13 protein-coding genes are annotated in these 14,058 nt (G+C 63.7%); 4 read left to right on the forward strand and 9 right to left on the reverse strand.

The window, feature by feature from the left end:
* Window positions 1-7 precede the first annotated feature (7 nt).
* Entirely contained in the window at window positions 8-958 is a 951-nt protein-coding gene (locus tag LQV39_RS19065; RefSeq protein ID WP_230027716.1) for a glycoside hydrolase family 43 protein, read from the forward strand.
* A 27-nt stretch (window positions 959-985) separates the two neighbouring features.
* A complete protein-coding gene (locus LQV39_RS19070) occupies window positions 986-1,930 on the forward strand; it encodes a LysR family transcriptional regulator (RefSeq protein WP_230027717.1) in 945 nt (314 codons plus the stop codon).
* 93 nt (window positions 1,931-2,023) lie between these two features.
* Here the strand turns inward: LQV39_RS19070 and LQV39_RS19075 are convergent, their stop codons facing one another.
* Genes LQV39_RS19075 through LQV39_RS19095 form a run of 5 tightly spaced genes read right to left on the reverse strand, consistent with a single transcriptional unit; the run spans window position 2,024 to window position 5,512 of the window.
* Complete coding sequence (locus LQV39_RS19075) at window positions 2,024-2,743, reverse strand: hypothetical protein (protein ID WP_230027718.1); 720 nt, start codon at window positions 2,741-2,743, stop codon at window positions 2,024-2,026.
* On the reverse strand, window positions 2,743-3,183 hold the full coding sequence (locus LQV39_RS19080) for a hypothetical protein (protein ID WP_230027719.1): 441 nt from the start codon (window positions 3,181-3,183) through the stop codon (window positions 2,743-2,745). The genes LQV39_RS19075 and LQV39_RS19080 overlap by 1 nt, the downstream gene beginning before the upstream one ends.
* Before the next feature lie 20 nt (window positions 3,184-3,203).
* Window positions 3,204-4,373 (reverse strand): hypothetical protein, encoded by a 1,170-nt coding sequence (locus LQV39_RS19085; RefSeq protein ID WP_230027720.1) that lies wholly within the window; start codon window positions 4,371-4,373, stop codon window positions 3,204-3,206.
* The gene (locus tag LQV39_RS19090; protein ID WP_230027721.1) at window positions 4,354-4,986 is read right to left on the reverse strand and encodes a penicillin-binding protein activator LpoB; all 633 of its coding nucleotides are present in this window, start codon (window positions 4,984-4,986) and stop codon (window positions 4,354-4,356) included. Before LQV39_RS19090 ends, LQV39_RS19085 begins: the two co-directional genes overlap by 20 nt.
* Before the next feature lie 10 nt (window positions 4,987-4,996).
* Window positions 4,997-5,512, reverse strand: coding sequence for a hypothetical protein (locus LQV39_RS19095; RefSeq protein ID WP_230027722.1), 516 nt, complete (start codon window positions 5,510-5,512; stop codon window positions 4,997-4,999).
* Between the two features lie 260 nt (window positions 5,513-5,772).
* Here LQV39_RS19095 and LQV39_RS19100 point away from each other — a divergent pair, with 260 nt between their 5' ends.
* Complete coding sequence (locus tag LQV39_RS19100) at window positions 5,773-6,558, forward strand: alpha/beta fold hydrolase (protein ID WP_230027723.1); 786 nt, start codon at window positions 5,773-5,775, stop codon at window positions 6,556-6,558.
* Window positions 6,559-6,568: 10 nt separating this feature from the next.
* Here the strand turns inward: LQV39_RS19100 and LQV39_RS19105 are convergent, their stop codons facing one another.
* From LQV39_RS19105 to LQV39_RS19120, 4 genes are all read right to left on the reverse strand, one after another.
* A complete protein-coding gene (locus LQV39_RS19105) occupies window positions 6,569-7,537 on the reverse strand; it encodes a LuxR C-terminal-related transcriptional regulator (protein ID WP_230027724.1) in 969 nt (322 codons plus the stop codon).
* 208 nt (window positions 7,538-7,745) lie between these two features.
* On the reverse strand, window positions 7,746-11,507 hold the full coding sequence (locus LQV39_RS19110) for an EAL domain-containing protein (RefSeq protein WP_230027725.1): 3,762 nt from the start codon (window positions 11,505-11,507) through the stop codon (window positions 7,746-7,748).
* Between the two features lie 267 nt (window positions 11,508-11,774).
* Window positions 11,775-12,602 carry a sterol desaturase family protein gene (locus LQV39_RS19115; RefSeq protein ID WP_230027726.1) on the reverse strand — a complete coding sequence of 276 codons (828 nt, stop codon included), beginning with the start codon at window positions 12,600-12,602 and terminating at the stop codon, window positions 11,775-11,777.
* A gap of 28 nt (window positions 12,603-12,630) precedes the next feature.
* On the reverse strand, window positions 12,631-13,353 hold the full coding sequence (locus LQV39_RS19120; protein WP_230027727.1) for a PEP-CTERM sorting domain-containing protein: 723 nt from the start codon (window positions 13,351-13,353) through the stop codon (window positions 12,631-12,633).
* A 355-nt stretch (window positions 13,354-13,708) separates the two neighbouring features.
* On the opposite strand from LQV39_RS19120, the gene LQV39_RS19125 reads away from it, so the two are divergent.
* The gene (locus tag LQV39_RS19125; protein ID WP_230027728.1) at window positions 13,709-14,014 is read left to right on the forward strand and encodes a hypothetical protein; all 306 of its coding nucleotides are present in this window, start codon (window positions 13,709-13,711) and stop codon (window positions 14,012-14,014) included.
* Window positions 14,015-14,058: the final 44 nt, after the last annotated feature.

Genomic DNA, 14,058 nt, shown 5'->3' on the forward strand with positions numbered 1-14,058 from the left:
AGACCCCATGCTGAAACATGCCCTGCCGGCCATCCTGATGGCTGCGTCCGCGCTCGCCCAGGCCGCGAATCCCATCACCAGCAAGATCTACACCGCCGACCCGGCGGCCCTGGTCGACAAGGGCCGCGTCTACCTGTACGTCGGCCACGACGAAGCGGCGGCCGGCGGCAAGGACTACCTGATGAACGAGTGGCGCGTTTACTCGAGCTGCGACATGCAGCACTGGACGGCGCATCCGGACCCGGTCTCGTACACGATCTTCAAATGGGCAGGCCGCGACGCCTGGGCCAGCGATATCGCCACGCGCAACGGCAAGTACTACCTCTACACCACGGTCGACCACAAGACCATCCCCGGCAAGGCAATCGGCGTGGCGGTCTCGAACAGCCCGACCGGCCCCTTCGCCGATGCGCGCGGCTCGGCCCTGGTCACCAACGACATGACCCACGAGACGCCGATCGCCTGGGACGATATCGACCCCGCCGTCTTCATCGACGATGACGGCCAGGCTTACCTGTACTGGGGGAATACGGTGATGAAGTACGCGAAGCTGAAACCGAACATGATCGAGCTGGATGGCCCTGTCCACACGGTGGGCCTGGAAGCCTTTACCGAGGCGTCCTACCTGCACAAGCATGCGGGCAAGTACTACCTTTCGTATTCGCGCAAATTCCCGGAAGAGACGGTGTACATGACCGGCCCGAGCGCCACCGGTCCCTGGTCCTTCGGCGGCGTGATCATGGAGCAGAATTCGAACGTCAAGACGATCCACCAGGCCATCGTCGACTTCAACGGCAAATCCTACATTTTCTACCATAACGGCAAGCTGCCGGGCGGGGGCGAGTTCCGCCGTTCGGTCGCCGTCGAGGAGCTGCACTATGGCCCGGATGGGAAAATCCTGCCGGTCGCGCAGACGGCGCAGGGACCTTCGGCGAACCCTTCGCCGTCGTGCAAGTGATGCTATCCAGAATGTTATGATGTCTTGATGGATACGCCCAACCCCAACTGGTTCCTCAAGGCGCGCTTGAAGACGCGCCAGCTCCTGCTGCTGATCGCCCTCGACGATTATCGCAACATCCACCGTGCAGCGGACGAGCTGCACATGACCCAGCCTGCCGCGTCCAAGCAGATCAAGGACCTGGAAGAGATGCTGGACGTGAAGCTGTTCGAGCGCCTGCCGCGCGGCATGGAGCCGACCATCTACGGCGAGACCATGATCCGCCACGCGCGCATGGCCCTCACCAGCCTGGCGCTGGCGCACGACGACATCGTCACCCTGAAAGCCGGCCTCACGGGCCAGGTCGAGGTCGGCGTGATCATGACGCCGGCCATGGCCCTGCTGCCGCGCGCCATCGCCAGGGTGAAGGAAGAAGCGCCCTTGCTGCGTATCGGCGTGCAGGTCGAGGCGAGCAACGTCCTGCTCGACAAACTCCAGCGCGGCACACTGGACTTCATGATCGGCCGCATCTTCGACACCATCGACACCAGCGGCCTGATCTACGAAGAGCTGACCGAGGAGCCCGCCTGTGCGGTCGTGCGCCCCGGCCATCCGCTGCTGCAGGAAAACCGCGCGCTGGCGTTGAAGGACATCGCGCCGCTGCCCTGGATCCTGCCGCCGCACGGCAGCATCCTGCGCTACCGCTTCGACATGATGTTCCGCCGCGCGGGGCTGGAGCCGCCGGCGAATGTGGTCGACACCACCGCCATGCTGATGATCACGGCGCTGCTGCAGCAGACCGATTCGCTGCACGTGATGCCGCTCGAGGTGGCGCAGTATTACGCTTCGCTGAACGTGATGCGCGTCCTGCCGATCGAGCTGCCCTGCAAGATGGACGCCTTCGGCATCATCCGCCAGCGCGATCACTTGCTGTCGCCGGGCGCCGACATGCTGCTGCGCGCGGTGCGGGCGGCAGCCGCCGAAATCTATTGAAGGCGCATTCGTAGGCCTGAAAAGCCACGAACGAATCTGGCAGGCAGCGCCCGAGCCAAAACCGCCGGGCGCATGCCAGCCGCTCCTGGCTTGTCAAGACACTCGATAGCGCAGCAGTTGCTGTACCAGCGCACGGCTGGCGCGGTCAAGGTCGGCTGGCCTTGCAAGCGGTCCATCAATGCGCTGGCGCACGGTCGCGGTCAGCTCGCCGTTGACCACGTCTTTGAGTTCGCCGACCAGTTCCCACTCCCCGTTCATCGCGACCAGCGCCACCTCGAACACGAAGCGTGCCGAACCACGCAAGGCCGCGTATTCGATGTCGGCCGGCCCGTTGGCGCGGGCCGATTCGCGGCGCTGCAGCACACTGGCGTCCAGCAGGGTCAGCTTTTGACGCTTCATTTCCTGGCGGATAGATTGTTCGAACAGGGTCGCGAACTGGCTCTTGGGCCCGGGACCGGCATCGGCATGCTGAACGCCGACAGTAATGCGGCGGTTTTCCTCCTTTCCGCCTGCCACCTTGTTGTCGTCGATGACGAGACGCGAGCTGCCGTGCCAGCCAGCGGGCAGCTCTTCCAGCCTGCGGTCGAAATAGACCACCAGCGCCGGACGACGGTTGGTGGCATACCAGGCCTGGAAGCTGCCTTCGCTGGAAGGCATGGCGAGCATTGGCGCTTCACGCGCGTCCAGTGCGCCGGCCGGCGCGGCGGCGGCGTTGCCGAGCGCTTTCGGCGCGCTCAGCTGCTGGGCCTGCGACGAAGCGGCGAGCACCAGCAGCAGGGCAAGTGACGTGCTTAGGATCCTGGCGCGGGCCATCAGCGTGCCTCCCGGATCTCGACGTAGTAATGGGCCACGTTGGCGGCGCCCATCGAGCTTTCCTGGTAGGTGGCGACGGCGTTCGGAGGGAGGTACAGGCGGTTCCAGGCCGATGGTTTCTCGGTCGGTGCGAAGCCAGCGTCGAAGTAGCTGGCCCGCGCCTCGATCGTCTGTGGAAAATCGGTGCGATTGCGAACCTGGACGATCACGTTCAGGGTGCCGGTCGCGGTGCGGCGCGTACCCTGGTTCTCGATGGCGATCTTGCCGGCCGTGGCCGATTGCAGCGATTTGTCGAGGATGACCACCTGGTCGTACATCACGCGCGCGGTTGGCGCACGGGCGTCGTCGACACGGACGCCAAGCTGGGCGCCCTCTTGCGACGGCGGCGCCTGGCAGGCGGCCAGCGGCAGCGCCAGTGCGGCGAGGATGAGTTTTTTCATTGTTCTTGTCCTTTCAGGAATTAATTGCGGCTCTTGATCCAGATGAGCCCATTGCCGCGCGCATCGCGGAAGGTCTGGATGCGCAGACTGTCCGAGGCAACCGGCTGGCCCTGGTCATCGGTCAGGTTGATCTGGACGGCGTTCAGGTTGCCGTCGTAGCGCAGCGTGGACACATGGAGGGTTTCGGGCAGGTTGGCCCAGTAGCGCACATCGGCGCGCGGCTTGACGTTGGCGGAGAAGATCGAGAGAACCGCGCCGGCCGCGGCCACCGCGCCCAATGCGCGCCCGCCGCCGCCGCCATTGGCGGCCGCCAACAGGCTGCCTTCCGAAGCGACGTTGGCCAGCACCGCACCGATGTCGCCGGTGTTCGCCGCGAAACGGGCCTTGCCGCGGATGACCGCATCGATCGGCCGGCCCCCGCGGGTGGCGGCCTGATAGTACACGTCCTCCACCAGGTCCAGCGCCAGCGGCTTGCCGGCGATGTTCAGGCTGGCATGGCGTTCGGGCGTGCGTTTTGGACGACGGTAGACGATCTCGCTGTTATCGATGCCGTCGGCGACCTTGCGCGGGCTGCCGGCCAGCTCGGCCACGACCAGCACGTTGGCGCCCGCGCCCGGGGCCTGCAGCTTCGGCCTGAAGACGGCGAGCTCGGCGTAGGCATCGCGCGCCATGCCGGTGTCGCCATTCAGCTGGCTGGCCCAGCCTTCGAGCAGCATCAGTACCGCGAAGTCGGAGCGGTTCTGGTCTTCTTCGGCGAAAGCGTCCTGCAGCTGACCGCTGCGGAAGGAAGCGCGCGCATTCTCGTAGTCGCCCGCGCCCAGGTACAGCAGGCCGCGGTAGTAATACGCCATGGCGCGCTCGTAGGGTTCGCCCTTGAATTCCTTGGCGCCCTCCTCATACCAGAGCGAACGCGCGCGCGCGGCGCTCTCGGTGTTCGCATACATGGACTCGATGCCGGTCAGCGCACGGTCGAACAGCTCGACCGCATGGTCGGTGCGGCCTTCCGCGAGCGCCGCCAGGCCGGCCTGCAGGGTGTACCGGGGCACATCCTGGGCCGGCGCCGAGCGCGCCTTGGTTAGCTCGGCCGCCAGATCGGCGTGCGCCGCCGGCGCCAGCAGCGCCAGCGCAAGCGCGCACGCAGGCATCGCCAGCGCGCGGTGACGGCGCCGGTCAACGGTACAGGATGTCATCCTGTGCTTCTTTCCGGAACTCGTACATGCCGCTCCATACGATCGTCTCCAACTCCTGGTCCACCAGTTCGAAGACGATCTGGTGCGAGCGGTTGACGACGCCGGACGACTTCGACATCGCGTCCGCCGAGGTGATGCGGCCACCCAGACGGAAGTCGGCCCCGGCCTTGGCCTTGGTGCTGCGGATCGTGCCGCCGTCGTATTCGCCGTTGCGCTTGGCATCGCGCTCGCGCGAGACCATGTCTCCGTAGTGGCGCGCCGGGAAGACAAGGCGGCCCTGGGCGGCGCGGGTCAGTTCGACGCGAAGGCGATCGGTGATCTGGTTCTTGTTGATGCGCGAAGAGCTTTCGTTGGCGAAGTACTCGGCATCGATGACAATGCGCGGCGGCGTGGCGCGCCCGGCGATGGCCGGATTCGAGAGGATGTCGCGCACCATGCGGTCGGTCATCGACACGATGTCCTGCGATTCCATCCCGACGCCGGCAACGTTGGCGGAGACGGTGCCCACGTCCTGGTAGACGGTGCGGCGGCCGGCGCTGTTGTCCAGGTTCGGCGTGCTGCAAGCAGCCAGACCCAGCAAGGCGCCGAGGGCGGCTATGCTTTTAATACTCATGCCCCGCTCCTTAGTTGACACCGCTCGAAGCCGTGATGATGGCTTGTGCGTAACGGGTCTTCAGCTCAGGGTAGATGTCCTGGGTCAGCTTCAGGGCTTCGGCGAAATCCTTGTGCGACGAGTTCTTCACGTACATGTACACGGCCAGGTCGTCGATGTTATTGAAGGACATGTCCGAGTTGGCGCGAATGAATTCTTCGCCGCCGACCATCTTCAATGCGACTGCGCGGCCGGCACTTTCACCGACAGCCTGGCCGAGCATGCCGCCGACGAACGGGATGTTCGAGGCGAGCTTCTGGCCGGCTTGTGCGCCGACGAAACCGCCGATGCCGGCGCCGGCGCTTGCCGAGCGGCCTTTCTCGACCCAGGCGGCGACGGTGCCATCCTCAGTGTACGGGGACATGAACTTGCCGGTCGTGCCCATGATCGGGGTCGGGGCGCGCAGCGCAGTCGGCGCGGCCATGCGTGGTGCGGAGGCGCAGGCGCTCAGCAGGAGCGCCAGGGTGATAGCAGCGATTTTTTTCATTTATTTTCTCTAGTTATGAAATGGACAGAAATGCCAACTTAAAATTGGTCGATTGGTAAAGGCCATACTGGCGGAAATTCAGGATCAAGATTCCAAAAGCGTCTAATTGACCTTTTGCTACATTTGCGATCGGCGGCGATAATGCAGACCAGCGCCGTTCACAATCGGTTACAAGTGTAACTATTGCTGAGTAAATCCGACCATGATGCAAATGCATCATTGACTATTAGAAATTTTTATTAATTAATTTTAAATACTTAATGTCATCAAATATTCGTGGTTTATTCCTGCATGGCGGCCCCGGGCTGTCGGCGATCGCAGAGCGCCTTGCCTATGGCAGGGACGTGCCGATTTCGTGGTGGGACCAGCCGCGGTCGATCACGGCGGCGCATCGTCCCTTTCACGCACTGGTAGAGGCTGCAAGAGAGCAGGCGCTCGCTGTGGCGGCTGGTGGTCAGGTGCATCTGGTAGCGCATTCGTTTGGCGCCGTGCTGGCCTATCGACTATCGCTGTGCATGCCGGAGCGGATCGCGTCGTTGACACTGCTTGCGCCCGCGCCCGATCTGGCGGATGTGTTCATCCGCCTGGCGGGTCTCGTGACGAGGTTCGTGGAAGATCCCGCGCCGCTGACCTTGGCCAGCGCTCGCCTGAAGGCGGACCGCCGCGACTTTGGCGCCGCGCGCGATATGCTGGATATCATCTTCTCGACGCCGGCTTTCCTGGATGCCTACTGGAGTCCATGGGCCAAGGTCAAACAGGCGTCGTATGCAGGCTTGATGCAAACCCAGCCGGTATTCGACCCGGGCGCATTCTTTGCAATCGCGGAAGATGCCTGGAACGAGCTCGGGCCACCGGCCCCTAGTCCTTTCGAAGGCCCGGTCGACGTTGTTTATGGCGACGCGGACGGCTTGGTCGATGCCGCGGCGACGCTACCGATGTGGCAGGGCGCTTTTAAACATGTAAGCAGCCGGACCGTGCGTTCGGGCCACATGATTCAGCTCGAATGCGATCCCGAGGATTGGTGGCCGGCGACGCGTCGGGGGTGACGCTATGTCGTCAGGGCAGCACCATCGTGAGCTGTGAGGACAGCTCGGCGTTGGAGCCTACGCCGATCCGGTCGTGGATGCGCTGAAGGTGGTTGCGTACCGTCGCCGGCGACAGCCGCAGGACAATGGCGATCTCCTTGTGGTTCATCCCTTTCGCCACGAGCCTCGCTACCTGCAATTCGCGCGGAGTGAGCGTATCGATGGCATGCGCCGCGCGCGCCTTGAGGTAGATGGTTCTATCCTGGCGCAGCCCGACGCACACGACTACCTGGTCCGCCGCATGTTCAAGCCGGCGCCTGATGATCAGGGCATCGACCAGCGCTGCCGGCAGATGCGATGCCTTCCTTGCCGGCCATTGCGCAGACAGCAGATCGAGAAAATCGGGCTCGGCGTACAGGATGACGCCGTTATCGTCGCACACCGCCAGTGGCCATTTCACGGCGCCCCCCATGCTGCGCAGTTGCGCCAGCCCGAAACGCAAGTTAATCATCAACGCTTCCATCATGTGTGGAAACAGTGATTGGCAGAGCTGCCGTTCGCGTTCGGTGAAGGAATCGTCCTTGCCCCAGCGATAATACGAGAGCGACTTGGCCGAGTTCGACGGGGAGACCAGCCCCGTCACGAGCATGTTCTCGTGGCGGAAGCGGCACAAGTAGTCGAGGTAGGCTGCCTGCCCAGGGCTGTCCCCGCACAGCTGACGAGCATTGACGTTGATCGTCGTGCCCGCATGCGTGGCTGCTGCCAGTCCCACCAGATCCTGGTCGAGCACCTCGAGGTAGGCGTCCAGGACGCCGGACATCTCATTGTGCTGATAGGCGCTCTCGAAAGCCAGACGCTGTCCGTCGTACCTCAATGCCATACCCCACCGGCACGAATCGAAAGGCAACACAGTATTGACCAGCTCGAGCGCAGACGCTTGGAACTCCTCCGTTGGCGTGTCCTGAGCGATGCGGTAGATGCCCAGGATTACCTCGTTCAACTCGTGCAACATAGTGACGTTGGGGCGGCAGAGCGCGCTTCCTTAGGCAATGATGAATTTATGTAAATATACGTTAGGGAATTTGGAATGTCATTCTTATTTGGCGCCCGACCTTATCAACTTATGCAGTATGGGAATTGCGAAATAGTGATACTGCAATCGTGCCACTATTCGCTGCCGTTGCAGCTGGTCCGTGCACCCCGCCAGCTTATCGTCCACAAACTGCCCAGGCAGACAACTCCTGCGCCGAGACCGGCTTGCTGTACAGGTAGCCCTGATGGCAGTCGCAGCCAAAACTCACGAGCATGTCGCGCGCACCCGCAGTCTCCACGCCTTCGGCAATCACGCTCAGGTTCAGGCTCTGCGCCAGGGCGACGACGGTACGGGCGATCGCCGCGTCGTTGCTGTCGGTGAGGATGTCGGCGACGAATGAGCGGTCGATCTTCAGGGTGTCGATCGGCAGCTGCTTGAGGTAGGCCAGCGAAGAAAAGCCGGTACCGAAGTCGTCCAAAGCGAAGGCAATGCCGGCTGCGCACAGCATTTGCATCTTGCCGATCGTGTCGTCGATGTTCTCGATGAGCATGCTCTCGGTCAGCTCGAGCTTGAGCCGGCGCGCGGGCGCGCCAGTGCGTTCGAGGATGGCGAGCACGTCCTCGACAAACCCCGGGTCGCGCATTTGCCGGGCCGAGATGTTGACCGCCACCGGGACACTGCCGAGGCGTGGGTCCCCTTCCCATCGTGCGATCTGCCGGCAGGCCGCCTCGAGGATCCATCGGCCGAGTGGAACGATCAGGCCGGACTCCTCGGCGAAGCCGATGAATTTCACCGGCGGCACCATGCCCTGCACAGGATGCTTCCACCTGACCAGCGCTTCGAGTCCGCGGATGCCGTGGTCCGCGTGCACCTGCGGCTGGTATTCGAGGACGAATTGCTCCTCTTTGATGGCTTGCCTGAACTCGGCCTCGAAGTCGGCGCGCTCGTTCATCTCGGTCTGCATGGCAGGATCGAACAGGCAGATGCGGTCCTTCCCGGCACCCTTGGCGCGGTACATCGCCATGTCCGCGCGCTTGAGCAGTTCGCTGACGCCGAGCTCGTCGTCCGCGTACATGGCGATGCCGATGCTGGGCGTCGTGTGGTGCTCGTGCGTCCCGATGCGGTAGGGTTCGCTCAGGCGCATGCGGATCTTCTCGGCCAGGAAATGCACGGATTTGATTCTGCCGTCGACGGCGGCCCCGAGGCCGGTCTGCAGCACGACGAATTCGTCGCCGCCCAGGCGCGCCACCATGTCGGCCTGCCGGACGCTCTCGAGCAGGCGCGCGGCGACTTGCTGGAGCAGCTTGTCGCCCACGTGGTGGCCGCGTGTATCGTTGAGGGATTTAAAATTGTCCAGGTCGATGAACAGCAGGGCGCCCGGCGCACGCTTGCTCTTGCCGATCTCGTCCGCGAGGCGGTCGAGCAGGGCCTGCCGGTTCGGCAGCCCGGTCAGCTGGTCGTGATAGGCCAGCGACGCGATTTTCCTCTGGTCGGCCTTGGTCTGGGTAACGTCGGTACTGATCGAGAAGATCGACTGCGGCGCGCCGTTGGCATCCCGCATCAGGGTCCACTCGCTGTGGATCGCCAGCAGCCGGCCGTCCTTCGTCGACTGCTCCAGATCGCCGCTCCATTCCCCATGGGCGTCGAGCATGGCGCGCGCGGCCGCCAGTTCATCGTCTTTTGGCCGCAGCAGGGAGAGGTTGCCGCCGACCGCCTCCTGCGCCGACCAGCCGTACAGCCGCTCCGCTCCCTTGTTCCAGAAAACGATGTTGCCGTCGAGCGCATGCACGATGATCGCGTCCTTCGCCTTGTCGAGCAGCGAAGCCTGTTCACGGATCGTCGCCACGTGCTTCATGCGCTCGAGTTCGGAGGCGACGCGCGCGCTGAAAATGCGCATGCTCGAGCCGATCAGGTCGATGTCCGCTATTTTCCTTCCATACAGGACGAACACGGAGCCGATGACGGCGCCGGCGCCATCTTCGAGCCGCGCACCGACGCAGGCGCGCATGCCGTCCAGGCCCGGCAAGCCCGCTTTCGGAAAGCGCTCGGCCAGGCCGTCTTCGACGATATACAGCGGCTCGGAAAAGATCGCCGCGCAAGGCGTGTCGTCGAGGCCATATTGAAAGGGCTCGATGAGTTGGCCCCGTACCGCGGCGGCGAGGATCCGGCCGCGCTCGCTGGGTCTGGAAAACAGGGAGATGAAGGCCGCGTCCGCATGGACGGCTTGCGCCATGTGCAGCGCGATCTGTTCGAAAAAGAGGTGCTCGGTGCTGGACGACACCCCGGCCGCCACGCTCGCCACGGCGGACCGCATGCGGCTTCGCTCGGCCTGGACCTGCAAGTGCGAAATCCCGAAACTCAGCTCGTCCGCCAGCGACTGCAGGAGCTGGAGCTCGTCGTCCGACGGCGTGATCGGCGCGCGCGCGTACAGGGCCAGGACGCCGGTCGTCCTGCCTTCGTGGCGCAGCGGCAGGTAGATCGCCGCAGCGGCGCCGAAGCGCGCGGCGATGTTGCGCCATGGCGCGAATGCCGGCGTCTGCTCGATGTTGGCCACGACCTGGACGCGACCTGACCGCACCGCCTCGCCGGCGGGACCGCGCCCGATGCCGCCCGGCGCATCGGCGTCCCAGCTCAGGGGCATGCCAAGCAGGACTGCCTTGTGCGCTTCGTCGGCGGCGGTAGCGACGACACGCAGGCGCTGGTCGGGGCCGTCGTCGGCGAAGGCGACCCAGGCGTTCCCGTATCCGCCGATCTCGCGCGCAAGCCGGCAGATACCATTCAGGAGCGCGTCGCTGTCCGTCACCCTTACCAGCAACTGGCTGCAGGCACTGCGCAGGTTCAGTGCGCGATTCTGCTGCGACAGCTGGATCTCGGTCTTCTTCTGCGCAGCGAGATCGATGAAGCTGCCGACGATCGAGACCATCCGGCCGCTTTCGTCGCGAATCGCGGTTCCCTTGTCGAACACATGGGTATAGCTTCCATCAGGCAGCCTCAGCCGATATTCGGCGTCCCATCGATCCAATTCGCCGTCGAGGATCCGCCTGAAGCCTGGGACGACCCAGGCGCTATCCGCGGGGTGGATACGGTCTTCCCAACTGCTGTCCTCGGCCAGCGCCACGTCGGATGCCAGCCCGTAGACGCTTTGCGCCTTGCCGCTGCGCCAGACCATCCCGGTCAAGAGATCGACTTCCCAGATCAGGTCGGTCGAGACCTGCGCCCAGCTTTGCAGGCGCCGCATGTGCGCCTGCAGGGCGTCCTCCGCCGATTGCTGCGCCTGGATGCTGGTGCAGACGATCACCGATCCAAGCTTGCCGCCGGTGTCCGTGTCCAGCATGACCTTGACCTTCACCGAGAACCATTCGTAGCTTCCGTCGGCCTTGCGCTTGCGGATCTTGAGCGTGCGCGGGGCCGCGCCTTGCTGGATCTGTGCCGCGGCCTCCGCATGGATGATAGCGACGTCTGCGGGATGCACGAAGTCGTAGGCATGCGCGCCCTGCAGCTGTGCCGGCGAATGTCCGAGCACTGTCGCGTATGAAGGAGAGGCGTAGCGATAGCGCGCCTCGGCATCCAGATGGGCGACCAGGTCGCTGCCATTTTGCGCCAGCAGCTGGTATTGGGCTTCGCTGCGGGCAAGGGACGTGATCGCGTGCTTGTGCGCATCGATGTCGACCATGCTGCCGACGAAGCCGGTGAACTGGCCCTCCGCGTCGAAGCGCGGGGCAGCGCTTTCGAGTATCCATCGGGTGCCGCCGTCGAACTTCATGAGCCGGTATTCGACCCGGTATTCCTGGCGCCTGGTCCTGGCGGTGTCGACCTGGCTGCTGACAATCGGCCAATCTTCCGCGTGAATACGCGCGGCCCAGGTCTCCAGTACCGTCGACAGGCCCCGTTCAAGGGCAGGGTTCAAGTAGATGCAGCGGCCCGCTTCGTCGTCCATCCAGATGAGCGATTCGCAGCAGTCGACAAGCTCCTGCAACGCAGGACAAGAATCTGGTAGTTGAACGTCGAACATGGAAGTGAAGGAGAAAAGAGAGGGACGCGCCGTTATGGCCGAGGACGCATGGCCAGGGTGGCAATCGTCAATACTGCACCGGCAATTCTACTGTAGAAAAGCGGGAAATTGCCCGCTGGCAAGGCTTCCGTGGACAAAGCGCAACGGCGCGCTTGTCCCTGCCGGGGGCGGTCCAGGAAAATCGAATGCGCTTCATGAGTGCGCTTCATCAGGGCGTCCGGGTTTCGGCCCAAGCGGGTCCAGCAACTGGCCCGCCAGTGTGTCCGCATGCGGCGTATCGGTACCATAGTCGCCTGGCCAGTGGCGGGGCAGGTAGTGCGTACCGAACACACGGTCCAGGAAGGGCAGGTTGGCCGCGTAGTTGCGGTTGATGTGCTCGTGCCGGCTGTGATGCCAATGGTGGAAGGCTGGCGTCGTCACCAGCCACTCCAGCGGTCCCAGGCGCCAGCGCAGGTTGGCGTGGATGAAGAAGCCCCAGAACGTGCCGAGCACCAGGAGCAGGGCGGGTGCGCTGCTGCCGGCCGCCGTCGGTCCGGCCAGACCGAGTACATACAGCGGCGCCAGGCCGAACAGCCGCGTGACGAGCATGTCGACCGGATGCGTGCGGGTGTTGGCCAGGAACTGCATGCGTTCGCTGCTATGGTGCAGCGAATGGAAGCGCCACAGCCACGGCAGCATGTGGCTGAGCCGGTGGCCCCAGTAGAAACCCGTTTCGGCGACCAGGAAGGCAAGCCCCATCCGCGCCGCGCCAGGAAGACCGCGCATCGCCGCGAGCCAGGCTTCCGGCATCATGTGGCGCCCCGCAATGGCAAGCAGTGCCGTTGGCGCAGCCAGCAAGATGCCCGGCGCCAGGCTGCTGAGGAAGTAATAGGCGAGGTCGCGGCGCACTTCACCCGGTCTGGCCCCCTGGCCATGGATGCCGCACCAGTGCTCGAGCGGAACGAAAATCGCGCTCAGCAGCGCCAGCCAGGCGCACAGGCGCATGGCGAGGACGGCGGCCTCGTGCACGGAAGAGGTCATGGTCGGGGCGGGTGGCGCATGTGGCCGCTCAAGCCTTCGAACGGCTGCGGCGGCGTGCCAGCAGGCCCGCCAGCACGGCGCCGCCGAGCAGGCTCAGGGTCGATGGTTCCGGTACGGCGCTCTCCATCGCCACGTTATCCAGCAGCATGAACGGCGGCGCGCCCGGCGAGCTGCCGACGGCCAGGAAGGACAGCACCTGGCTGGCGCTGGTCGACGTGAACTGCATGGTGGCGCTCTGCCAGCCGGTGAACCCGCCATCCTCGAGGCTCAGCTTGCCCGATTTCAGGCTGGCGTTGCCAAAGCCGACCTGCCAGTAATTGTCGAGGTTCTTGCCGTTGAAGCCGGCCTGCTGGCCCATCGCATAGTCGAAGCTGAGCAGGTAGCTGGCGCCGGGCGTCAGGCCATTTACCGTCTGCGACAGCACGCCCGGATAGTACAAGGCGTCGGACGCAAACACCTGGCCGTGGTCGGCTGTTGCCGTGTAGGCTTTCAGCCCGATCGCCGATGCGCTGGTCGTGATGATGCTGGTATCGAGCACGAAGTTGTAGCCGCCATCATTGCCGTTGCTGCTGGTCCAGCCGCTCAGGGTGCTGCGGTTGTCGGCCTCGATCGGGCTCGATGACAGCTGCCGGTTGGTGCCGTTGGTGCTCAGTTCGAACGTGCCGTTGGCGATCAGCGGGACGGCATTGGCGAAGCTGGCGCCGAAAGTCACGGCAACAGAACAGGACAGCAGGATACGCTTGGTGCGCATGGGTGGGCTCCAGTAAGTGACGAAAGTGGGAAGGGCTGCCGGCAGGTTTTGGGCCGACGACAGCTCGACGGGCTTCCGGTCGAACTGGGAGACGTGCAAATCGGTGAATTCGATAAATTTATTGCACTGCAGAGATTCTAGCAGAACTACCGTGTAGAAATGCAATGTTCGTTAACGAAATAAAACAAATGTGGCGGACTTTGGGGCCGGGCTGAATCTCACACGAGCATGTCGACATGTTTTACACAGAAGGCCGCAACGAATGGCATGAAATTTTGGCGAGCTTCCAAATCAAGGACTTAATGTTCTGGTCCGGAAATTGCTGTCAATAAGTTATCTTTCCTCGGAGGCGCACATGATAGACATTAATACGGACGAAGCATATAACCCGAACCGTCTGCTGGACACACTGCTGCAGAACATGCGCTTGAAGAACGATGCCGCGCTCTCGCGTATTCTCGAGTTGGCACCGCCGATCATCAGCAAGATCCGTCACCAGCGCTTGCCTGTAAGCGCGTCTGTCCTGATCCGCATGCACGAGGTGACCGAGCTGAGCATTCGTGACCTGCGCTTCCTGATGGGCGACCGTCGTGAGAGGTATCGTGTTTCCAACGCCGTCAGCCGGGCGAATGCAGGTGCCGATACCGAAGCACATGCGTGACCGCTGTTGCTCTTGAGACAAGGATGCATGACGCTTGGCATGGC

This window comes from Massilia sp. Bi118 (assembly GCF_918697865.1).
Taxonomy (GTDB): domain Bacteria; phylum Pseudomonadota; class Gammaproteobacteria; order Burkholderiales; family Burkholderiaceae_D; genus Telluria.